Source organism: Streptomyces caniferus (assembly GCF_009811555.1).
Classification (GTDB): Bacteria; Actinomycetota; Actinomycetes; order Streptomycetales; family Streptomycetaceae; genus Streptomyces; species Streptomyces caniferus.
In genome coordinates this window covers 2,018,692-2,040,478 of the sequence record NZ_BLIN01000005.1, presented here as the reverse complement: position 1 = coordinate 2,040,478, position 21,787 = coordinate 2,018,692, and the positions used below count along the sequence as shown (strand labels likewise).

The window sequence follows — 21,787 nt, the reverse complement described above, 5'->3', positions numbered from 1 at the left end:
CAACGGGCCGGACAGCCCTGGGCGAGCCCGCGGGCCGGGCTTCCCGGAGCTGTCCGGCGCAGCGCCGGGAAACATGGACCGGCGCGGCGGAGACCACCCCCGTGCCGCTGCCCGCCGGTGCCGGGGGCGGTACTTCACCCCCGCCCGTAAGTGGCACCCTTCCCCTCCCCGTCCCAGCCGCTCACACGGCCCGTCACCGCCTCCGGCCACACCTCCCGATCCGGCCCGCAGCGCCCTCCGCCCTACGATCGACGGACGGGGAAGGCGGAGGGGACGGAGAAGGGGGAGAGCATGGAAACGGGGCAAGAAGAGGGGCAAGGGGAGCGGACGGTGCGGAACATCCGCACCATGGAGGACGTACTCCGGCTCCTGGACGGCCTGTTCGCGCCGGAGGCCGACCGCTGGACGGCCGAGGGCGCCTCCTGGTGGGACGACTTCTACGCGGACCGCTCCGGGCCGGTGCCGTTCTTCGTGGCGAAGCCCGACGAGAACCTGGTCTCGTACCTCGAACGCGGCCTGATCGCTCCGGGGCGCGCCCTCGACCTCGGCTGCGGCCCGGGCCGCAACGCGCTCCACCTCGCCTCCGCGGGCTTCACGGTGGACGCCGTCGACCTCTCCCCGGCAGCCCTCGCCTGGGCACAGGACCGCGCTCGCGATGCGGGGGCCGACATCAGATTCCTCTGCGGCGACGCGTTCACCCTCGCGGACACCGCACTCGACGGCCCCTACGACCTGATCTACGACTCCGGCTGCTTCCACCACCTGCCGCCGCACCGCCGCATCAGCTACCTCGCCCTCCTCGACCGGGCCCTGGCGCCCGGCGGCCATCTCGCCCTCACCTGCTTCGCGGCGGGCGCGATGGGCTCCGAACTCGCCGATACCGACTTCTACCGCCAGTCCGGTCTCCACGGCGGCCTCGCCTACACCGCGGAGTCCCTGCGCTGGATCTTCTCCGATCTGTCGGAGGTGGAACTGCGCCGCATGCGCGACGAGGCGCCGACGTCCCCGTACTTCGGCGAATCCTTCCTGTGGACGGCGCTGTTGCGGCGCGAGGGCCGGGGCTAGCCGACGCCTGACGCCCGGCATCCGCCCCTGGGGCGATGCCGGGGGCCGGCCCGCTCTCGCCGTCGCGACGGCCGAGGGCGCCGGCGCCTCCTGCCGGGAGCCTGCCGTTCCCCCTTCAGGGCGAATCTGCATATCGGCATACGGATCGAGAAGGGGGCCGAGAAGAGGGGAGAGCGGCAGGCGTCCTCCCGACGCGACGGTGTCCCGCACGGTGCATGCGCGACGCGCTGCCACGCCGCGCCGCCCGCGTCGCTCCCCTCGGTGTGAGCGCCCCGTTCGTGCCGGACCGTGACCGGGCCGACGCCGGAGCGTGATCACACCTCATGGCGAATTCCTCCGTTTTCCGGTGGGGTTTCCGCAGGGGCGGCGGCAGGAGTGAGGGGAGGCCGTCGCGGGGCGGCCCCCGGACCTCGTAAGGTCGTATCCGTGTTGGAGGAGATGCGGATCCGGTCCTTGGGTGTCATTGACGACGCCGTTGTCGAGCTGTCCCCGGGCTTCACGGCGGTGACCGGCGAGACGGGCGCGGGCAAGACCATGGTCGTCACCAGCCTCGGCCTGCTGCTCGGCGGGCGCGCCGACCCCGCCCTGGTGCGGATCGGCGCCAAGTCGGCGGTCGTGGAGGGCAGGATCAGCGTCGGCCCCCAGGCGCCCGCTGCCGTACGGGCCGAGGAGGCCGGCGCCGAGCTGGACGACGGCGCGCTGCTGATCAGCCGCACGCTCTCCGCGGAGGGCCGTTCGCGCGCCCATGTGGGCGGCCGCTCCGTACCGGTCGGCCTGCTGACGGAGCTGGCCGACGATCTGGTCGCGGTGCACGGCCAGACCGACCAGCAGGGTCTGTTGCGGCCGGCCCGCCAGCGTCAGGCACTGGACCGCTACGCCGGGGACACGGTCGCCGTTCCGCTCGCCAAGTACACCGCCGCCCACCGCCGGCTGCGCGCCGTCGCCACCGAGCTGGACGAGCTGACGACGCAGGCCCGCGAGCGTTCGCAGGAGGCCGATCTGCTGCGTTTCGGCCTCGACGAGATCGCGGAGGCCGAGCCGCAGCCCGGCGAGGACGCCGATCTCGCCGCCGAGGCCGAGCGGCTGGGCCACGCCGAGGCCCTGGCCTCCGCGGCGACCGCCGCGCACGCCGCGCTGGCCGGCAATCCCGAGGACCCCGAGGGCATCGACGCCACGACCCTGGTCGCCGGGGCGCACCGTGCGCTGGAGGCCGTACGCAGCCACGACCAGGAGCTTTCCGCGCTCGCCGAGCGGCTCGGCGAGATCGGCATCCTGATGTCGGACGTGGCGGGCGAGCTGGCCAGTTACGCGGACGGTCTGGACGCCGACCCGCTGCGGCTCGCCGCGGTCGAGGAGCGCCGTGCCGCCCTCAACCACCTGACCCGCAAGTACGGCCAGGACATCGCCGCGGTGCTGGCCTGGTCCGAGGAGAGTGCCGCCCGGCTCTCCGAACTGGACGGCGACGACGACCGGATCGGCGAGCTGGCGGCCGAGCGGGATGCGCTGCGCGCCGAACTGGGCGAACTGGCGCAAACGTTGACCGATGCCCGTACGGCCTCGGCGAAGCGTTTCGCCGACGCGGTCACCGCCGAACTCGCCGAACTCGCCATGCCGCACGCCCGCGTCACGGTCGACATCCGCCAGACCGAGGTCGCCGAGGACGCCGACGGCATCGAGGTCGGCGGCCGCACCGTGGCCTACGGCCCGGCCGGCGCCGACGAGGTCGAACTCCTGCTGGCCCCGCACCCGGGCGCGCCGCCCCGGCCGATCGCCAAGGGGGCGTCCGGTGGTGAGCTCTCCCGGGTGATGCTCGCCGTCGAGGTGGTCTTCGCCGGCACCGACCCCGTACCGACCTACCTCTTCGACGAGGTCGACGCGGGGGTCGGCGGCAAGGCGGCCGTCGAGGTCGGCAGGCGGCTGGCCAGGCTCGCGAAGTCGGCGCAGGTCGTCGTCGTCACGCACCTCCCGCAGGTCGCGGCCTTCGCGGACCGCCAGCTGCTCGTGGCCAAGACGAACGACGGGTCGGTCACCAGGAGCGGTGTCACGGTCCTGGAGGGCGAGGAGCGGGTCCGCGAACTCTCCCGGATGCTGGCCGGCCAGGAGGACTCCGAAACGGCCCGCGCACACGCCGAGGAACTGCTCGAAACGGCACGTACGGGGAGCTAGGCGTACTGTCCGGCATCCGGCATCCGGCATCGCTCCGGGGGTGCCGTTGATCGGCGGTCACGGGGCGCGGACCGGGCCCCGCTCGCCTGGGCCCGGGGGGCGGCCGGTGCGCCGGCCCAGGGAGTGGCCTTGCTCACGGCGCGCTCGTGGCCGCGCCGCCCGCCCGCTCTCTTTGCCGTGCCGTTTGCCCTGGTGCGGCACCCCTGCGGCGGGCCGGGTGATCACGATCTTCGCTATGTGCCTCAAATCGGTCATGAGTACACTCGCCCACCATGTGCGAGCCCAGACGGTATGTAAAGCGGCACAAAATGCGCGATGGCCGACCAGGCGCCGATGCTTTCGTCGGGCGCACGGGGGTCTCGCGGGTCCTGCCCCATACCGTCATGCATGCCTCGTACCGGGCCTCCGCGCTCCGTAGCGGCACCGCCTCGGCGTCGGTCTCCGGGGTCCCGGGGGCCGTGTGAGACGCCGCGCGAACCGAGCCCGCCACCGGAAGTCGCGTGACCCGCGCGGTCACTGGTTGCTGCTGATCCTGGTCCTCCCGGTGATGTTCGGCGCCCTGCTCTTCGAGGGCTGGACCACCCATGAGGTCGATGCCGCGACGACGCGCAAGGACTGCGCCGCCCCGGTGCCCGGGTCCGTCGACAAGGGCGGTCCGGTGCTCCGGTTCCACGACGGCAAGGCGGCCTCCTCCGCGATGCCGGCCCGTACCGTGGCGCTCACCTACGACGGCGGACCCGACCCCGTATGGACACCCCGGCTGCTCGACCTGCTGCGCGCGCACCACGCCCACGCCACGTTCTTCCTCCGCGGTGCCCAGGCGGCTCAGCACCCGGACCTGGTGCGGCGGATCCGGGACGAGGGCCATCAGATCGGCTCGAACACCTACACCGGCGCCGCCATGGGTGCCTCCTCGCCGCTGCGCGCCTCGATGGAGCTGTCGCTCACCCAGAAGGTGCTGGCGGGCAGCGCGGGCATCCACACCAAGCTGCTGCGACTGCCGCAGACCACCGCGGTGGACACCATGTGCGGCGCCGAATGGAAGGCCGCAGAGAAGGCCGGTGCACAGGGGTACACTCTGGTCGCCGCCGACCGGTGGTTCCGCAACCCTTCGCAGGGTGTGATCCGTCAGTTCAGCCAGAACGCCCTCGCGTACCTGGGCACCAAGGAGCTGCTCGACAACCCGAAGGTCGCCAAGTTCACCACGGTGACGGCGGGAGTCCGGCAGCCCGCGCCCGAGGAGCCGGTACCGGGCATCGAGCGCTGGTCCGGTACGGCCCTGATCTGGGCCAAGGCCTTGGGGCACGCCTTCATCGGCGGGATGGCCTGGGTACTCGCCGTTGCGGGCGGACTGGGGCTGCTGCGGTTGGCGATGCTGGTGTTCTTCGCCCGTACTCACGTCCGGCGGCTGACCCGTATCCGTCCCGGGGCGACCTGGCTGCGAGAGGTCACCGACCCGGTGACGGTCCTCGTCCCCGCGTACAACGAAGAGGCGGGCATCGAGTCCACCGTCCTTTCGCTGCTCGCCTCCACCTACCGGCGGCTGCAGGTCATCGTGATCGACGACGGGTCGACGGACGGTACGGCGGAGATCGCCGCCCGGATCGGCGATCCGCGGGTGAGGGTGATCCGGCAGGTCAACGCGGGCAAGGCGGCCGCGCTCAATACCGGTCTGGCCCATGCTCGGTACGAGATCGTGGTCATGGTGGACGCCGACACGGTCTTCGAGCCGGATGCCGTCTACCGGCTGATCCAGCCGCTCGCCCACCCGGCCGTGGGTGCGGTCAGCGGCAACACCAAGGTCGGCAACCGCCGCCGCCTGCTGGGCAGATGGCAGCACCTGGAGTACGTCTTCGGGTTCAACCTCGACCGGCGGATGTTCGAGGTGCTGGAGTGCATGCCGACGGTACCCGGCGCGATCGGGGCGTTCCGCCGGGACGCGCTGAGGGGCGTCGGCGGCGTCAGCGAGGACACCCTCGCCGAGGACACCGACCTCACCATGGCCCTGTGGCAGGCCGGCTGGCAGGTGGTCTACGAGGAGTCCGCGATCGCCTGGACCGAGGTGCCCACCTCGCTGAGCCAGCTGTGGCGGCAGCGCTACCGCTGGTGCTACGGCACGCTCCAGGCCATGTGGAAGCACCGCCGCGCCGTCGTGCAACGGGGTCCGGCCGGGCGCTCCGGCCGCCGCGGGCTGAGCTACCTCGTCCTCTTCCAGGTCGCCCTGCCGCTGTTCGCGCCGATCGTCGACATCTTCGCGCTGTACGGGCTGCTCTTCCTCGGCCCCTGGCAGTCGGCCGGGGTCTGGTGCGGCTTCCTGCTCGTGCAACTGATCTGCGCCGGATACGCGCTGCGACTGGACGGGGAGAAGCTGCGGGCGCTGTGGGCGATGCCGTTCCAGCTCTTCGTCTACCGGCAGCTGATGTATCTGGTGGTCATCCAGTCCGTGGTGGCCTTCCTGCTCGGCACCCGCCTGAAGTGGCACCGTATGCACCGCTCGGGGACCGCCGCGCAGCAGATCGGCCAGCCGGTGGCGTACCGAAGCCTGTCGTCGAGGTGAGCGGGCCGACCGGGGGCGGGCCCGGCACAGGGTGCCCGCACCGCCTCCGCGTGGCCGGGCGCCGCCCGCCCAGCCACCTCCTTCGCACCCGGCTCCCGCACGAAGACCTCACGCCCTACAAATCCCCCAAAGCGCACAAAACCCGCTTTCCGTCCCCTGTGTGCCGTTCCCATGGGTGCAGAAATCCGGACTATTTGGTGAGGAGCTCGTGAGCATGCAGACTGTCCGCCCATGAGTGACTGGCTGGACGGGGCCCCTGACGCCCACCGCTACGGTGGTGCAGGGGAGCCGGTGCGTGCCGTCACGGGGCATGAGGGGCAGCGCGACCCGTATCCGCCGCGGCCGGTGACCGGCGGACCGCTGCCCGGCCGCTACGGCGGACGCGGTGGGCCCGTGCGCAGGAGCACCCGGCCCGCGGCCACCCGGCCCACCTGGCGCCGCCGGATCCTGCGCCTCACCGGCCTCCTGATCGTCGTGACCGTGCTCACCTCCATAGGCACCTACACGTGGGCCGACACCGCGCTCGAGCGCGACGTCGACCTCGGCGAGCTCGCCGGCCGGCCGTCACCGGGCAAGGGCGTCAACTATCTGATCGTGGGCTCCGACAGCCGCCAGGGTCTCTCCGGAAGGCAGCTGAAGGATCTGCACACCGGCGGCTCGGCCGACGCGGGACGCCGCACCGACTCGATGATCCTGCTGCACACCGGCGCCCACGGCACCACGATGGTGAGCCTGCCGCGCGACTCCTGGGTGACCATCCCGCCGTACCTCCGCCCCGAAACCGGCAAGCGTCACGCCGCGTCGAAGAACAAGCTCAACGCGGCGTTCTCGCGCGGCGGCCCCGAGCTGCTCGTCCGGACCGTGGAGCACAACACGGGCCTGCGCATCGGGCACTACACGGAGATCGGCTTCGCGGGCTTCGTCGGCATCGTGGACGCGGTCGGCGGAGTGCCGATGTGTCTGGACAAGGCCGTCAGGGACGAGAAATCCGGCGAGAACCTCTCCAAGGGCTGCCATACGCTCGACGGCCGCGCCGCGCTCGCGTTCGTCCGCCAGCGCCACCAAGAGGCCCAGGGCGACCTCGGCCGCAGCCGGAACCAGCAGAAGTTCCTGGCCGCGCTCTCCCATAAAGCGGCCACACCCGGCACCCTGCTCAACCCTTCCAAGATCTTCCCCACCATGAACGCGGGCCTCGGCACGCTCATCGTCGACAAGAGCATGAGCCTGTGGAACCTCACCTCGCTCTTCGAAGCGATGAAGAGCGTCTCGGCGGGCAAGGGCACCCGCCTCCATGTCCCTGTCTCCGGCCTCGGCTTCAAGACCCCCAAGGGCAGCGCTCTGAAGTGGGACATGCCACGGGCGAAGAAGCTCTTCGCCGAACTGCGCAACGATCAGCCGGTACCGGCGCCCGGGGCGAAGGGCTGAGCCGACCGTCCCGGAAGCCTGGGTGACGGGTGGGGAGCCTAGGGTGACGGGGGAGCGCGGCAGGGTGCCGGGCGAGGGGAGCGGCATGGTGGCGGGCAACAGGGTGCTGGGGCGGATCTCGGTGCTCATAGGGGCGGCAGGGGCGACCAGGGCCGGGTACGCGGCGCTCCGGAAGCGGCCGCCGGGTGGCACCGTCCGGTGGGAGCGGAAGAACCACGCCGGCCGGAGCGTCCACCTGCACGCAGGGCTCGCCACGACCGCCGGCACCGCGCTCGCCGCCGCCACCGCACCGGGGCTGCCCGCCCGGGCCCGGACCGCCGCGGCGCTGGCGGTACTGGCCGCCGGGGGCTGCGGGGCGTACGACGACGTGTGCGGCGCCGGTGACCCCCGCCGGGGATTCCGGGCCCACCTCTCGGCACTCCGGAACAAAGAGGTCACCAGCGGAGCCGTGAAGCTCTTCGGGATCGGTGCCGCAGGGCTGGCGGCGGGGGCCCTCCTCGAGGAACGTCCGGCCGACAAGCTCCTGGCGGGAGTGGTGATCGCGGGCACGGCCCATCTGGTGAACCTCCTGGACGTCCGGCCGGGCCGGGCGGCCGGCGCCGTACTGGCCATCGGTGCGCCCGGTCTGCTGCGCCGCGGTCCGGCGGGTCCGCTGTCCGCAGCACCCATGGGGGCCGCGGCGGCCGTCATCGGCGACGACCTGGGGGAGCGCACGATGCTCGGGGACGCCGGGGCGCACGCCCTCGGCGCGGCGCTCGGCGTTGCCATCGTCACGGGCAACGGCCGGCGCGGCCTGGCCGCCCACGCCGCGGGGCTGATCGCCGTCGCGGCCGCGGGGGACCGCGTCAGCCGGGCGGCGGCAGCGGCGATCTGAGGCTGCCGGAGCCGGGGCCGGGGCGGCGGTCAGAGCAACAGCCGCACGCCCCGACTGACGGCGCGCGCGCCCCCCACCGCCGCGCAGGCGCACTCCAGGAAGCGGACTCACTCGAACGAGCCGTTAGCCCGCGCGGGCGGTTTGTCGCCCATGTGGGTGATCTGGTGGGCGCTGGGGTGAGACTTCCCACCGGAACGGCGGGCCGACCGTGCGGAATTGACGTCGCCGGGCTGGCATCCTGGGCGCGGTGCGCAGCCGCGGGCGTGCTCGCCCCGTTCTGCCCGTTCGCCGGGCAGTCGGGAGGCCGCCTGCGCGCGCCGCGGAACCCTGCAGCAAACGGACCGACTCGCCGGTACGGACCGTCCGCCCCGACCCAGGAGCCCGACCACGTGATCAGCACCCCGACCTCGGCGCACGGGTTGTCGCCGCTGCGCACGGTCCAGGTGCTGGGGCACGGCAGCGCCGGCAGCGCCGCGCACGTCCGCTCGCTGGCCGAAGGGCTCGTGGCGCGCGGGGTGCGGGTGACCGTCTGTGCCACCTCGGAGACCGAGGAGGCCTACGACTTCACCGGCGCGGGCGCGCGGTTCGTGTACGTCCCGCCGCGGGCGGATCCGGCGAGCGTGGCCTCGCTGCGCAGCGCCTGCTGGGATGCCGACCTCGTCCATGCGCACGGCCTGCGGGCCGGTCTGCGTGCCTCGATGGCGCTGCGCGGACTGCGCGGCCCCCGGGGCGGGCGACGGGTTCCCCTGGTCATCACCTGGCACACCAAGGCGCACATCGAGGGCGCACGGGCCGGGGTGGTGCATCTGATGGAGCGGCGGGTGGCGCGGGCGGCCGCCGTCGTCCTGGGAGCCTGCTCCGACCTTGTCGACCGAGCGCGCGAGCGGGGCGCGCGCGATGCCCGCCTCGCGCCGGTCGCGATTCCGTGCCCCCGGTCGGGCGGCGCACCGGCCGAGCCCGAGAGCCAGGACCGGATGCGCCACAAGGAGCGGGCCGAACTGGGCGCGATGGACCGCCCGTTGCTGCTCGCGGTCGGCCGTCTGGACCCGAGCCAGGGGCATGACCTGCTGCTGGACGCGGCGCACGCCTGGTGCGCGCTCGACCCGCAGCCGCTGGTCGCCATCGCGGGGGAGGGCGAGCAGCGGGCCGCGCTTCAGCGGCGGATCGACGTCGAGCAGCTGCCCGTCCAACTGCTCGGCCGTCGCGACGATGTGCCGGAACTCCTCTCCGCCGCCGATCTGGTGGTGCTGCCCAGCAGGTGGGAGGCCCGCTCGCTGATCGCCCAGGAGGCGCTGCGCGCGGGCGTGCCGCTGGTCGCCACCGACACCGGCGGCACCCGCGAACTGGTCGGCCGGGCCGCTGAGCTGGTGCGTTACGGCGATGCCGCGGCCCTGGCCCGTACGGTTCTCGCACTGCTCGCCGACCCCGTACGGCGGGACGCACTCGCCGCTGCGGGCCGCGCCCAGGCGGCCGGCTGGCCCAGCGAGAACGACACCGTCACCCAGGTCCTCAGCGTCTACGACGAGTTGACCCAGCCGATTCAGCCGGTCTGACCACTACCGTCGGCCGGCCCTTCGTGGCCGTGGTGCCGCAGCTTCTTCCCGGGGCACGCGGTGCTCGGCACGACGCTGCTGCTCGGTGCCGTCGACGCGGTGGTCGCCGCGGGCCGGTTGTTGCTGGTCGTGCCTGCGCGGGCCGGCTGCTGCGCTGGCTGCGGCGTCCCCGGGCGCACCGCCATCCGGAGCGCACCACGGGCGGGGTGCCGAGCGCGCCCGGTACGGGGACGGCGGCCGAGACGATCGCGGGGTGACGCCGCCCCGGTGGCCGCCGCCCGTTACGGCTTGTCCGTATGGCGCCTGGCACGCAGGGCCAGGCGCAGGCCCAGGACCGTCTGCGGATCGTCCAGGTCCGTTCCCAGCAGTTGGGCGATACGGGCCAGCCGGTCGTAGAGCGTCTGACGGTTCACATTCAGGTCGCGGGCGGTTTCGGCCTTGCGGCCCGCGCTGGCCAGATAGGCCTCCAGCGTCGGCAGCAGCGGCTGGCGGGCACCGCGGTCGTGGGCGAGCAGCGGCCCGATGGCGCGTTCCACGAAGTCGGTGAGCACGCCCTGTTCGCCGTGTTCGCGCATCCGCCACAGCAACAGCTCGATGTCCAGGCGGCGCGCGTCGTACCAGGGCGCCTCCGGCAGGCCCTGGGCCGCGGCCGCCGTCTCCGCGGCATGCCGCAGGCCGGGGCCCGCCGCCGCCCAGTCGCCCGGTGTACCGACCACGACCACCGGGCGGTGTGCGGCCGGCCGGTCCAGGCCCGCGCGGACGACTCCGGCGCGCAGCGCTGCGGCGATCCGGTCGGCGAGTGCCTCGCGGTCCTGGCCGGCGCGCAGTGCGACGAGCATCGGGACCCGGCCCTCCACGGGGCGTACGCCGAGGAGCACGGGCACTCCCGGGGCGGCGAGTTCCTCGCGCAGGGCCTGGGCGAGCAGCGCCCAGCTGCCAGGGGAAGGAAGACCGGCCGGCAGCCTCATCACCACCGGGAGGACGGGTTCCGTGCCGGGGCGGAAGCCCAGCAGGCGGGCCTGGCCGGGCGCCTCGGACGCGGAGATCCGGCCCTCCGCGAGGTCGGCGAGGAAGTCGCCGCGGCCGCGGGCGGCGAGCACCTCCTCCTGGCGGGACTGGAGCATGACGACGGCGAGCAGGTCGGCAGCGCGCTCGGCGGCGATCCGGTGGACCGGCGCCAGCGGGGCGTTGACGGGCAGCAGGACGAGGCGGGCGCGGACCGCGTCGGGGCCGTGGCCTCCGCCGGGGACATCGACGCGTACGCCGGTGTCGCGCAGGCCCTCCCAGGCCAGCAGCGGATCGGCCTCCGCCGGACCCTCGTCGTCGGCCTCCGGGCCCGCCGCGTACAGCGGGCTGCCGTCGGGGGCCTCCAGGCAGAGCGGGTTGCCGGTGAAGTCGGCGAGCAGCCGGAGCACCTCGGGAGCGCCGCCGCCGCGCAGCAGCACGTCCGTGCAGCGCCGCAGGATCTCGTCGGCGCGCCGCAGCAGCGCGTAGTGGCTGTTGATGATCTCGGTGTGGATCGCCTCGGTGACCGTGACGTACGGGACCTCGCGGTGCAGCTGGATCAGCGGCAGCCCGGAGTCCCGGGCGGCGTCGACCAGCGCGGCCGGCAGGGATTCGAAACGGGAACCCAGCTCCACGACGAGCGCGGCGATCTCGCGGTCGGCGAGCTTGCGGATGAAGGCCCGCTGCTCGGACGGGCGGGCCCCCAGCCCGAGCCCGGTGGTCAGCAGCAGCTCACCGCCCTTGAGCAGGGAGGCGATATGCGGGACCTCGCCCGCGTGCACCCAGCGCACCGGGCGGTCCAGCCGGTCCGCGCCGGCCAGCACCTCCGGCAGGCCGCGTCGCAGCGCGGGCAGCTCCAGTGCCCTGCGTACCGTGATCTCGGCTTCGATCGTCGCTTCCTGCCCCATGGCGTGGAACGGTACCCGTAGTCCGCTATCCGGAGCTGTGTGGTCCGGATCGGGGTGCCGGTCCGCGCGGTACCGGGGCGCGGCCAAGGGCGTCGCACCGCACCGGGGCGGGGCCGGGGGCGCGCCGGCCGACCCGGCCCGCCCCCACCGACATCCTCACGCCGATTCGCGCACCACCAGCCGCGCCCCCGTGATCACCGGAGCGAGCTCCGCCGGACCGTCTCCCGGCACACGCGCCACCCCCGGCGCCCCCTCGGCCCCCTCGGCCCTGTCCGCTCCCTCGGCCCCGGCGCCCTTCCGCGGGGCCAGCAGCCGCAGCAGCAACCGGGCCATCAGCCGCCCCATCTCCTCCACGTCCTGCCGCACCGTGGTCAGCGGTGGGTCCGCCCAGGCGGCCGGCTCCAGATCGTCGTAGCCGACCACCGCCACGTCCTGCGGCACCCGCCGCCCGCGGGCCCGGAGCGTGCGCAGCGCGCCGTTCGCCATCAGGTCGGAGCAGGCGAAGACGGCGTCCAGGTCCGGCGCGGCGTCGAGGAGCTCGGCCATGGCCCGCTCGCCGCCCTGCGCGGTGAAGCCTCCGTCGGCGATCAGCCGCGGGTCCGGCTCCGGTGTGCCGAGCGCCTCGCGGTAGCCGTCGAGGCGGTCCACCGCGGAGGTCTGGTCGAGCGGTCCGGTGATCACGGCGATCCGGCGCCGGCCGCGGCCGAGAAGATGACGTACGGCCTGGCGGGCGCCGTCGCGGTTGTCGGTGTCGACGTACAGCGGCCGCGGCGCGCGGTCGGCGCCCGCCCAGTCGGGCCGGCCGCCGTAGACGGTGGGCAGGCCGGCACGCTCGGCCATGGCGGGCAGCGGGTCGTCGCGATGCAGCGAGAACATCAGCGCGCCGTCGACGTGCCCGCCCGACAGATAGCGGCCGATGCGGTCGTAGTCGGCGCGGTGCTCGACGAACATCAAGAGGAGCTGGGTGTCGGCCGCGGCCAGTTCGCGGCTGATGCCCCGCAGTTGGCGGCCGAAGAACGGGTCGCTGAAGACCCGGGTCTCGGGCTCCGCGATGACCACGGCGACCGCTCCCGTGCGGCGGGTGACCAGGGAGCGGGCCGCGCTGTTCGGTACGTACCCCAGCTCGGCCACCGCCTCGCGGACGCGTTCCCGGACCGCGGCCCGTACGCCCGCACCGCCGTTGACCACGCGGGACACCGTGGCGCGGGAGACCCCGGCGAGCGCCGCGACCGCCTCCAGCGTCGGACGCGGACCGTTCGGCTCAGACACCATTCAACTCCTTTTTCCACACGGTGACTTGACGGTGTTCCGTGGAGTGGGCAGGGTTCACTGCGCACGATATGAGAGCGCTCTCACGCTGACTGGCCCCATGGAACTCCCCACCCCCCACTGCCGGAAAGAATGTCATGAGCATGAGATATCGGCCCGGAAACCGGATGCACAAGCGGCGGCACGAGCGGGCGGGAGCCCTGCTCCTCGCCGCGAGCACCGCACTCGTCACCACCTGTGCCCTCACCGTCCCGACGGCGTCCGCCCACGAGACGGCCGCCGCCCTGCAGTCCGCTCCCGCCCCGCACGCCGCTCCCGCCCGGAAAGCCGCTCCCGCCCCGGGAGCCGGCCCCGCCGCCCTCCGGGAGGTCTGGCGTACGGACTTCGACGGCACCGCCGGATCACGCCCCTCCGCCGACGACTGGATCACCGACACCGGTACCGGCTACCCCGGCGGCCCCTCCCAGTGGGGCACCGGCGAGCGCCAGACCTACACCGACCGCCCCGAGAACCTCCAGCTCGACGGTGCGGGCCACCTCCGGATCACGGCCCTGAAGGACGGCGCCACCTGGACCTCGGGCCGTATCGAGTCGCGGCGCACCGACTTCGCCGCCCCGGCCGGCGGCAAGCTCCGCATCGAGGCGGACATCCGCATGCCCGAGGTCTCCGGCGACGCCGCGCTCGGCTACTGGCCGGCGTTCTGGACGCTGGGCGCCGAGTACCGCGGCAACTACCAGAACTGGCCGGGTGTCGGCGAGTTCGACGTCATGGAGAACGCCAACGGCCTCGACAAGGTCTGGGGCACGCTGCACTGCGGCGTCAACCCCGGTGGCCCGTGCCACGAGACCCAGGGCAAGAGCGCTTCCCGCGCCTGCCCGGACAGCGCCTGTCAGGCCGGCTTCCACACCTACGCGCTGGAGCTGGACCGCACCGACAGCGCCGCCGAATCGCTGAACTGGTATGTCGACGGCCGGAAGTTCCACACGGTCGACGCGTCCGAAATGGACGCCGGCGCCTGGGCCAGGGCCACCCACCACGGCCACTTCCTGCTGCTCGACCTCGCCATGGGCGGGGCGTTCCCGGACGGCGTCGCAGGCCGGGCCACCCCCACTGACGCCACCCGGCCCGGTGGTTCTCTCCTCGTCGACCATGTCGCGGTCCTCGTCCAGCAGCCCGCGCAGGCGCGTACCGCCCGGCCGTCCCGGCGCCCCGCCCCGCAAGGAGCCACCTCGTGATCACTCGTCGCAGCCTGCTCGGCGGACTCGCCGCCGGTGCCGCCACCGCCTCCGGAATCGCCCTGTCCGGACGTGCCCTCGGCGCCTCCGCCCCGGCCGCCCGGTCCGCCGCCGGAATGCCCCTGCACCTCGTCAACGACTCCGGCGCCTACGCCAACTCCTCGGTCCGGATCTACATCGTCGGCAACGACGGCACCCAGCAGGTGCACGTCACCCCGGACGGCACGCTCCGGCCCGTCGCGCTCGCCGACAACGGCCCGGACGGCTACACCGACTACGCGATACCGCTCGCCGCGAGCGGCACCACCACCCTTCAGCTGCCGCAGATGTCCGGCCGGATCTACACCGCGCTGGGCGGCAAGCTCAGGTTCAAGGCGGTCGAGGACGGCAACGGCAAGGCCGCGCTCGCCTACCCGGCGGGCTGGGTTCCGTCCGACCCCAATTTCGACGTCCTCCACGACTGCGCGGAGTTCACGTACAACTCCGGCGGGATGTACTGCAACACCACGATGGTCGACATGTTCAGCGTCCCCCTCGCGATCGAGCTCACGGGTGCCAAGGAGCAGACCACCGGCACGCTCAAGGACGGCGCCCGGGCCAAGGTCTTCTCCGACGTCAAGGCAGCCGAGGGCTTCGACCGCCTGGTCATCGGCGACAAGCGGGTGATCGCCCCCGGCCACGGCCTGGACAGCGGACTGTTCGCCGAGGACTACTTCGCCCCGGCCCTCGACGAGGCCTGGTCCGTCTACGCGGGCCGGGACCTGACCGTCACCACCGACGCGGGCACCTTCACCGGCCGGGTCGCCGGCGGAAAGCTCTCCTTCACCGGCCCCACCGGCACGGTCTCCTTCGACAAGCCGTCCACCCGCGACGTCCTGTTCTGCGACGGCACCCTCGCGGCCCCCAACGACGGCACCCGCGGCCCGCTCGCCGCCGTCCTGGGCGCCGCCCTCAACCGCTCCACCCTCACCTCGCAGCCGCGGCAGCCCGGCACCGACCCGGCCGCCTTCTACCAGCAGCGGCTGACCCACCATTACGCCAAGGCCATGCACGCCGCGACGCGGGACGGCAAGGCCTACGGCTTCGCCTTCGACGACGTGGCCGGCTTCGCCTCGTACATCGAGGACGGCGCTCCGAAGGAGATCACCCTCACCCTGACCCCGTTCTGAGCCCTTCCGACGTACAAAAGGTGCCGCCCCGGTCTCCCGGGGCGGCACCTTTTGGCTTCTCTTCAGCCGACGCACCGCCCGGTCCCCTGGCCCGGGACCGCGGCGGCCGACGCGGCGCCCGCGCCCGCGGCCGCGGCCCACCGCGACCCTGGCGACCGCTCGCGCTACCTCGGCCCCGACCCGTCCCCGGCCGGCGCCGGGAAAGGGCAGGCGACTTCCCAGGACGCCTCGATCATCTGGAAGATCTCGTCCACCGCGGCGTCCGGATCTGCCGCCTCACGGGCCAGCGCATAGGCGTCGATCACGAACCTCGCGATCGCCCGGCAAGTCGTTGTCGTCGGGGACAGGCCCGGGTCGTCGGCGATGGCCGTGGCCAGCGCCTCCGCATGGCGCAGCCGCATCGAATCCTCGTACTCCCGCAGGGCACGTGACTCCTCGATCATGCGCCGGATCGGGGCGGCGCCGGCCGCCGTGCAGTGGCGCACCATGGCGTGGATCTCGCGGCGCAGCGCGGGGACGAGCGGCTCGTGCGGTTCCCGGCCGGTGACCGCCTGCGTGAGGCGTTGCTCGAAGTTCTCGTCCTGCTCGAACACCAGGGCCTCTTTCGAGGCGAAGTGGGAGAAGAGCGTGGTGACGGCCACGTCGGCCTCGGCGGCCACGTCACGGATGCCCACCGCGTCGTATCCGCGTGCCAGGAAGAGCCGCAGGGCGGTGTCGGCGATCTTCTGGCGGGTCGCGGCCTTCTTGCGCTCACGGCGTCCGGTCGGCACGGTCATGGCGTGATGCTAACAGATGTGAAGATGTATCTGTTTCAAAAACCTAACCGTTAGTGCTACGGTACGCCGCATGAGAAAAGTGAGCTTCGCCGAGTTCGGCGGTCCGGACGTCCTGCACCTCATAGACGCCGAGGAGCCCCACGCGGGCCCCGGTCGGATACGCATCGCCGTGCGGGCGGCGGGTGTGAACCCCGTCGACTGGCGGGTCCGCGAAGGCCAGGTCCTGGGGGCCCACCCGGTCGAGCTGCCCGCCGGGGTCGGGCTGGACGCCGCCGGGGTGGTGGACGAGGTCGGCGCGGGAGTCGACGGGGTCGAGGCCGGTGACCTCGTGTTCGGCGAAGGGGCGAGCACCTACGCCGAGTTCGCCGTGCTGTCGGCCTGGGCCCGGATGCCCGAGGGGCTGACCTTCGAAGAGGCGGCCGGGTACCCGTCCGTGGTGGAGACCGCGCTGCGCATCATCCGCGAGGTCGGTGTGCGGCCCGGGCAGACGCTGCTGGTCAGCGGTGCGTCCGGGGGAGTCGGATCGGCGGTGCTGCAGATCGCCCGCGACCGCGGCATCACGGTGATCGGCACGGCCGGGGCCGCGAACCAGGACTATCTGCGCAGCCTGGGCGCCCTCGCCACGACGTACGGCGAGGGCTGGACCGAGCGGGTGCGGCAGCTCGGCCGGGTCGACGCAGCGCTCGATCTGGCCGGCTCGGGGGTGATCCGCGAGCTCGTCGGGCTGACCGGTGATCCGCGGAAGGTGATCTCCATCGCCGATCTCGGGGCGCCGGAGCTCGGGGTCCGGTTCTCCGGCGTGGCCGGCAGCGTGCCGGAGGCGCTCGCCGAGGCCGTCGGCCTCATCTCACGGGGGAAGCTGCACATCCCGGTCGAGAAGTCGTACCCGCTCGCCGACGCCGCGGCGGCGCACATCGACAGCCAGGCCGGACACACACGAGGGCGCCGGGTCCTGGTCGTCTGAACCGCTGCCTGCTCGGACGGTGCGGGTGGGACGCGACGGTCCCCTCCTCACCTCGGTACGTGGCTGCGTCCTTTGCCGTCGAGCCGCGTCGACCCCGGGGCACCGGCTCGCACGCAATCCGAGCCGCTGCCCCGCGGACCGGCAAACAGGATCCCCCGCGGGCGTCAGCCCCCGTAGGCCCCGCTGGCCGTCAGCCGCAGCGCGGTGTCGATCAGCGGAACGTGGCTGAACGCCTGCGGGAAGTTCCCCACCTGGCGCTTGGCCTTCGGGTCCCATTCCTCGGCGAGCAGGCCCAGGTCGTTGCGGAGCGAGAGCAGCTTCTCGAAGAGCTTGCGGGCCTCGTCCACCCGGCCGATCATCGCGAGGTCGTCGGCGAGCCAGAACGAGCACGCCAGGAAGGCGCCCTCCTCGCCCTCCAGACCGTCCACGCCGAGGTCGTCCGCACCGGACGTCGGGTAGCGCAGGACGAACCCGTCCTCGGTGGACAGCTCCCGCTGGATCGCCTCGATCGTGCCGATGACGCGCTTGTCGTCCGGCGGCAGGAAGCCCATCTGCGGGATCAGCAGCAGCGAGGCGTCCAGCTCCTGCGAACCGTAGGACTGGGTGAAGGTGTTGCGCTCCTTGTCGTACCCGTTCTCGCAGACGTCCCGGTGGATCGTCTCGCGCAGGTCCTTCCAGCGCTCCAGCGGTCCGTCGACGTCCCCGGACTCGATCAGCTTGACCGTGCGGTCGACCGCGACCCAGGTCATGACCTTGGAGTGCACGAAGTGCCGGCGCGGACCGCGGACCTCCCAGATGCCCTCGTCCGGCTCGTCCCAGTGCTTCTCCACCCACTGGATCAGCTTCAGCTGGAGCAGGGAGGCGTAGTCGTTGCGCGCCAGGCCCGTCATGTGCGCCAGGTGCAGGGCCTCGGTGACCTCGCCGTACACGTCGAGCTGGAGCTGTCCGGCGGCGCCGTTGCCGACCCGCACCGGACGGGAATTCTCGTATCCGGGAAGCCAGTTGAGCTCGTTCTCGCCCAGTTCGCGCTCACCGGCGATGCCGTACATGATCTGCAGGTTCTCCGGATCGCCGGCCACCGCCCGCAGCAGCCACTCCCGCCAGGCCCGCGCCTCTTCGCGGTAGCCGGTGCGCAGCAGGGAGGACAGGGTGATCGCGGCGTCCCGCAGCCAGGTGAAGCGGTAGTCCCAGTTGCGCACGCCGCCGATGCACTCCGGCAGCGAGGTCGTCGGCGCCGCCACGATCCCGCCGGTCGGCGCGTACGTCAGCGCCTTGAGCGTGATCAGCGAGCGCACCACCGCATCGCGGTAGGGGCCGTGGTAGGTGCAGTGCTCGACCCACTCGCGCCAGAACTCCTCGGTCGCCTCCAGCGACGCCTCGGGCTCCGCCACGGCCGGCGGCGGCTTGTGGGAGGGCTCCCAGGAGATCGTGAACGCGATCCGCTCACCCGGCGAGACCGTGAAGTCGGAGAACGTCGTCAGGTCCTTGCCGTACGTCTCCGCCGCGGTGTCCAGCCACACCGAATCGGGGCCCGCGACCGCGACCGTCCGGTCGTCGATCTTGTGCACCCAGGGCACGACCCAGCCGTAGGAGAACCGCATCCGCAGCTGTGAACGCATCGGGACGCGGCCGCTGACGCCCTCCACGATGCGGATCAGCTGGGGCGCGCCGTCGCGCGGCGGCATGAAGTCGATCACCCGGACGGTACCGCGCGGGGTGTCCCACTCCGATTCCAGTACGAGCGAATCGCCCCGATAGCGCCGGCGGTCGGCCGGTGCGGGCCGGCCCCCGGGGCCGTTGACCGGCCCCATCCGCCAGAATCCGTGCTCCTCCGTGCCCAGCAGCCCTGCAAAGACCGCCGGGGAGTCGAAGCGGGGCAGGCACAGCCAGTCGACCGTGCCGTCCCTGCACACTAGAGCGGCGGTCTGCATATCGCCGATAAGTGCGTAGTCCTCGATGCGCCCGGCCACGTGCATCTCCCGTCGAACTGGAGTCACGCCCCCCATGGGACGTTGTGATCTGTCCGTCCTGCCCATGAAACGTCGCCGAGCAGCGGGACCGGAAATCGGGCTGGGGGCACCGCCCAGCGGTAGCTGGGGGAGGGTGGTGCCTTCCCGGACGGCTCGTAGCGAGTGTCCGAGCAGGATACGACGCACGTGGGTGATCCGCGCGACCCTCGCGACGAGTGAATGCGGTCCAAATGGGTGGCCTCCGTCACGTGACAGCGTCACGCGGGGCCGCCATCGCCAGGTTCCCCTGTGTGGCCGGACACGACCATGCCCGGTCGCTGATAGCCTGGTACCCCGTGGACCGGTGGGACCCAGCAGTAGTCACGGCACCCCCGAACCGCAGCGACGGCACCCCTGAATCCCAGGCCCCACGCCGCTTCGCACCTCTCCACCTCGCGACCACGGGAGCTCCCTCTTGGCCATGCCGCCCAAATCCACGACGACCAAGCACCTCTTCGTCACCGGGGGCGTCGCCTCCTCTCTCGGCAAGGGGCTCACCGCCTCCAGCCTGGGTGCTCTCCTCAAGGCGCGCGGTCTGCGGGTCACGATGCAGAAGCTCGACCCGTACCTGAACGTCGACCCGGGAACGATGAACCCGTTCCAGCACGGTGAGGTCTTCGTCACCAACGACGGCGCCGAGACCGACCTGGACATCGGCCACTACGAGCGGTTCCTCGACGTCGACCTCGACGGCTCCGCGAACGTCACCACCGGCCAGGTCTACAACACCGTGATCGCCAAGGAGCGGCGCGGCGAGTACCTGGGTGACACCGTGCAGGTCATCCCGCACATCACCAACGAGATCAAGCACCGCATCCGGCGGATGGCGACCGAGGACGTCGACGTCGTCATCACCGAGGTCGGCGGCACGGTCGGCGACATCGAGTCGCTGCCGTTCCTGGAGACGGTCCGCCAGGTCCGCCACGAGGTCGGCCGGGACAACGTCTTCGTCGTGCACATCTCGCTGCTCCCCTACATCGGCCCCTCCGGTGAGCTGAAGACCAAGCCGACCCAGCACTCGGTCGCGGCGCTGCGCAACATCGGCATCCAGCCGGACGCGATCGTGCTGCGCGCCGACCGCGAGGTCCCCACCGCGATCAAGCGCAAGATCTCGCTGATGTGCGACGTCGACGAGGCCGCGGTCATCGCCTGCCCGGACGCGCCGTCCATCTACGACATCCCGAAGGTCGTGCACGCCGAGGGCCTGGACGCCTACGTCGTGCGCAAGCTGGACCTGCCGTTCCGTGACGTCGACTGGACCCAGTGGGCCGATCTGCTCGAGCGCGTCCACAACCCCGACCACGAGGTCAAGGTCGCGCTGGTCGGCAAGTACATCGACCTGCCGGACGCCTACCTCTCGGTCACCGAGGCGCTGCGGGCCGGCGGCTTCGCGAACAAGACCCGCGTGAAGCTGAAGTGGGTCACCTCCGACGACTGCAAGACCCCGGCCGGGGCCGCCGAGCAGCTCGCGGACTGCGACGCCGTCTGCATCCCGGGCGGCTTCGGCGACCGCGGTGTCGACGGCAAGGTCGGTGCGATCACCTACGCCCGGGAGAACAAGCTCCCGCTGCTCGGCCTGTGCCTGGGCCTGCAGTGCGTGGTCATCGAGGCGGCCCGCAACCTCGCCGGCATCGAGGGCGCGAACTCCACCGAGTTCGACCCGGCCGCGGCCGACCCGGTCATCTCCACGATGGCCGAGCAGATGGACATCGTCGCAGGTGAAGGCGATATGGGCGGCACGATGCGACTGGGCATGTACCCGGCCAAGCTCGCCGAGGGCTCCATCGTCCGCGAGGTCTACGACGACCAGCCGTACGTCGAGGAGCGCCACCGCCACCGCTACGAGGTCAACAACGCCTACCGCGGTGAGCTGGAGAAGAAGGCCGGGCTGCAGTTCTCCGGGACCTCCCCGGACAACAAGCTCGTCGAGTACGTCGAGTACCCGCGCGAGGTGCACCCCTACCTCGTGGCCACCCAGGCCCACCCGGAGCTGCGCTCCCGCCCGACCCGCCCGCACCCGCTCTTCGCCGGGCTGGTGAAGGCCGCGGTCGCGCGCAAGACGGGCGCCGCGAAGTAAGCGACACCACGGCGGATACGGTTGCCGGGGTACGGCCTCTTCGAGGTCGTGCCCCGGTTTCTGCGTTGGCATCGGCAACACACAGGAGGACGCGCCATGGCGATCAAGGACACCCCGGAGGAGTGGACGGTCACCGCGACCACGACGCCGTTCACCGGGAACAAGACCAGTGTGCGCACCGACACGGTCGTCATGCCGGACGGCGGCACCGTCACGCGCGACTACCAGGTCCACCCCGGTTCCGTGGCCGTCCTCGCCCTCGACGACGAGGGCCGGGTGCTGGTGCTGCGCCAGTACCGCCACCCCGTGCGCCACAAGCTGTGGGAGATCCCCGCCGGGCTGCTCGACGTCCCCGGTGAGAACCCGCTGCACGCCGCGCAGCGGGAGCTGTACGAGGAGGCGCACGTCAAGGCCGCGGACTGGCGGGTGCTGACGGACGTCTACACCACCCCCGGCGGCTGCGACGAGGCCGTACGGATCTTCCTCGCCCGTGGCCTGTCCGAGGCCGAGGGGGAGCGGTTCGAGGTCTCCGAGGAGGAGGCCGACATGGAGCTGGCCCGGGTGCCGCACGACGAGCTGATCCGCCGGGTGCTCGACGGCGACCTGCACAACAACTGCCTCGTCGTGGGGGTGCTGGCGCTGACCGCCGCCCGCGCCGGCGAGGGCCTGGACGCGCTGCGCCCGGCCGATGCCCCGTGGCCGGCCCGCCCCTTCGAGGCCTGAGCCACCGGGCCC

15 protein-coding genes are annotated in these 21,787 nt (G+C 72.7%); 11 read left to right on the top strand and 4 right to left on the bottom strand.

Annotated features, from left to right (window positions below):
* Positions 1-291 precede the first annotated feature (291 nt).
* The 6 genes from Scani_RS25575 to Scani_RS25550 all read left to right on the top strand — a co-directional run bounded on the left by Scani_RS25575 (position 292) and on the right by Scani_RS25550 (position 9,640).
* The gene (locus tag Scani_RS25575) at positions 292-1,065 is read left to right on the top strand and encodes a class I SAM-dependent methyltransferase (RefSeq protein WP_159480180.1); all 774 of its coding nucleotides are present in this window, start codon (positions 292-294) and stop codon (positions 1,063-1,065) included.
* Between the two features lie 438 nt (positions 1,066-1,503).
* A complete protein-coding gene (recN, locus tag Scani_RS25570) occupies positions 1,504-3,231 on the top strand; it encodes a DNA repair protein RecN (protein ID WP_159482368.1) in 1,728 nt (575 codons plus the stop codon).
* Positions 3,232-3,691: 460 nt separating this feature from the next.
* Entirely contained in the window at positions 3,692-5,788 is a 2,097-nt protein-coding gene (locus Scani_RS25565) for a bifunctional polysaccharide deacetylase/glycosyltransferase family 2 protein (RefSeq protein ID WP_159480179.1), read from the top strand.
* A 231-nt stretch (positions 5,789-6,019) separates the two neighbouring features.
* Complete coding sequence (locus Scani_RS25560) at positions 6,020-7,213, top strand: LCP family protein (RefSeq protein WP_159480178.1); 1,194 nt, start codon at positions 6,020-6,022, stop codon at positions 7,211-7,213.
* Between the two features lie 85 nt (positions 7,214-7,298).
* Positions 7,299-8,087: a hypothetical protein gene (locus tag Scani_RS25555; protein ID WP_159482367.1), complete on the top strand. Its 789-nt coding sequence runs from the start codon at positions 7,299-7,301 to the stop codon at positions 8,085-8,087.
* A gap of 389 nt (positions 8,088-8,476) precedes the next feature.
* Complete coding sequence (locus tag Scani_RS25550) at positions 8,477-9,640, top strand: glycosyltransferase family 4 protein (protein WP_159480177.1); 1,164 nt, start codon at positions 8,477-8,479, stop codon at positions 9,638-9,640.
* Positions 9,641-9,921: 281 nt separating this feature from the next.
* Here the strand turns inward: Scani_RS25550 and Scani_RS25545 are convergent, their stop codons facing one another.
* A complete protein-coding gene (locus tag Scani_RS25545) occupies positions 9,922-11,553 on the bottom strand; it encodes a PucR family transcriptional regulator (RefSeq protein WP_159480176.1) in 1,632 nt (543 codons plus the stop codon).
* Positions 11,554-11,709: 156 nt separating this feature from the next.
* On the bottom strand, positions 11,710-12,825 hold the full coding sequence (locus Scani_RS25540) for a LacI family DNA-binding transcriptional regulator (RefSeq protein ID WP_159480175.1): 1,116 nt from the start codon (positions 12,823-12,825) through the stop codon (positions 11,710-11,712).
* A 134-nt stretch (positions 12,826-12,959) separates the two neighbouring features.
* On the opposite strand from Scani_RS25540, the gene Scani_RS25535 reads away from it, so the two are divergent.
* Together Scani_RS25535 and Scani_RS25530 are read left to right on the top strand one after the other, a co-directional pair.
* Complete coding sequence (locus Scani_RS25535) at positions 12,960-14,057, top strand: glycoside hydrolase family 16 protein (protein WP_246296157.1); 1,098 nt, start codon at positions 12,960-12,962, stop codon at positions 14,055-14,057.
* Positions 14,054-15,226, top strand: a complete 1,173-nt coding sequence (locus Scani_RS25530; protein ID WP_159480174.1) for a beta-1,3-glucanase family protein — start codon at positions 14,054-14,056, stop codon at positions 15,224-15,226. Before Scani_RS25535 ends, Scani_RS25530 begins: the two co-directional genes overlap by 4 nt.
* A 164-nt stretch (positions 15,227-15,390) precedes the next feature.
* Here Scani_RS25530 and Scani_RS25525 read toward each other — a convergent pair whose 3' ends face one another.
* Positions 15,391-16,002 (bottom strand): TetR/AcrR family transcriptional regulator, encoded by a 612-nt coding sequence (locus Scani_RS25525; protein WP_159480173.1) that lies wholly within the window; start codon positions 16,000-16,002, stop codon positions 15,391-15,393.
* Positions 16,003-16,072: 70 nt separating this feature from the next.
* Between Scani_RS25525 and Scani_RS25520 the strand changes: the two genes are divergently transcribed.
* Positions 16,073-16,966 (top strand): NADP-dependent oxidoreductase, encoded by an 894-nt coding sequence (locus Scani_RS25520; RefSeq protein ID WP_159480172.1) that lies wholly within the window; start codon positions 16,073-16,075, stop codon positions 16,964-16,966.
* A 164-nt stretch (positions 16,967-17,130) separates the two neighbouring features.
* Here the strand turns inward: Scani_RS25520 and Scani_RS25515 are convergent, their stop codons facing one another.
* On the bottom strand, positions 17,131-18,942 hold the full coding sequence (locus Scani_RS25515) for a glycoside hydrolase family 15 protein (protein WP_159482365.1): 1,812 nt from the start codon (positions 18,940-18,942) through the stop codon (positions 17,131-17,133).
* A gap of 454 nt (positions 18,943-19,396) precedes the next feature.
* On the opposite strand from Scani_RS25515, the gene pyrG reads away from it, so the two are divergent.
* Both pyrG and Scani_RS25505 read left to right on the top strand, forming a co-directional pair.
* Positions 19,397-21,052, top strand: coding sequence for a CTP synthase (gene pyrG / locus Scani_RS25510; protein WP_159480171.1), 1,656 nt, complete (start codon positions 19,397-19,399; stop codon positions 21,050-21,052).
* Between the two features lie 96 nt (positions 21,053-21,148).
* On the top strand, positions 21,149-21,775 hold the full coding sequence (locus Scani_RS25505; protein WP_159480170.1) for an NUDIX domain-containing protein: 627 nt from the start codon (positions 21,149-21,151) through the stop codon (positions 21,773-21,775).
* Positions 21,776-21,787 lie beyond the last annotated feature (12 nt).

Bases quoted from the DNA above. Each gene is read 5' to 3' on its own strand.
- Scani_RS25575 (WP_159480180.1), top strand. From the start codon at position 292: ATGGAAACGGGGCAAGAAGAGGGGCAAGGGGAGCGGACGGTGCGGAAC.
- recN (WP_159482368.1), top strand. From the start codon at position 1,504: ATGCGGATCCGGTCCTTGGGTGTCATTGACGACGCCGTTGTCGAGCTG.
- Scani_RS25560 (WP_159480178.1), top strand. From the start codon at position 6,020: ATGAGTGACTGGCTGGACGGGGCCCCTGACGCCCACCGCTACGGTGGT.
- Scani_RS25555 (WP_159482367.1), top strand. From the start codon at position 7,299: ATGGTGGCGGGCAACAGGGTGCTGGGGCGGATCTCGGTGCTCATAGGG.
- Scani_RS25545 (WP_159480176.1), bottom strand. From the start codon at position 11,553: ATGGGGCAGGAAGCGACGATCGAAGCCGAGATCACGGTACGCAGGGCA.
- Scani_RS25540 (WP_159480175.1), bottom strand. From the start codon at position 12,825: ATGGTGTCTGAGCCGAACGGTCCGCGTCCGACGCTGGAGGCGGTCGCG.
- Scani_RS25535 (WP_246296157.1), top strand. From the start codon at position 12,960: ATGAGCATGAGATATCGGCCCGGAAACCGGATGCACAAGCGGCGGCAC.
- Scani_RS25525 (WP_159480173.1), bottom strand. From the start codon at position 16,002: ATGACCGTGCCGACCGGACGCCGTGAGCGCAAGAAGGCCGCGACCCGC.
- Scani_RS25520 (WP_159480172.1), top strand. From the start codon at position 16,073: ATGAGAAAAGTGAGCTTCGCCGAGTTCGGCGGTCCGGACGTCCTGCAC.
- Scani_RS25515 (WP_159482365.1), bottom strand. From the start codon at position 18,942: ATGCACGTGGCCGGGCGCATCGAGGACTACGCACTTATCGGCGATATG.
- pyrG (WP_159480171.1), top strand. From the start codon at position 19,397: ATGCCGCCCAAATCCACGACGACCAAGCACCTCTTCGTCACCGGGGGC.
- Scani_RS25505 (WP_159480170.1), top strand. From the start codon at position 21,149: ATGGCGATCAAGGACACCCCGGAGGAGTGGACGGTCACCGCGACCACG.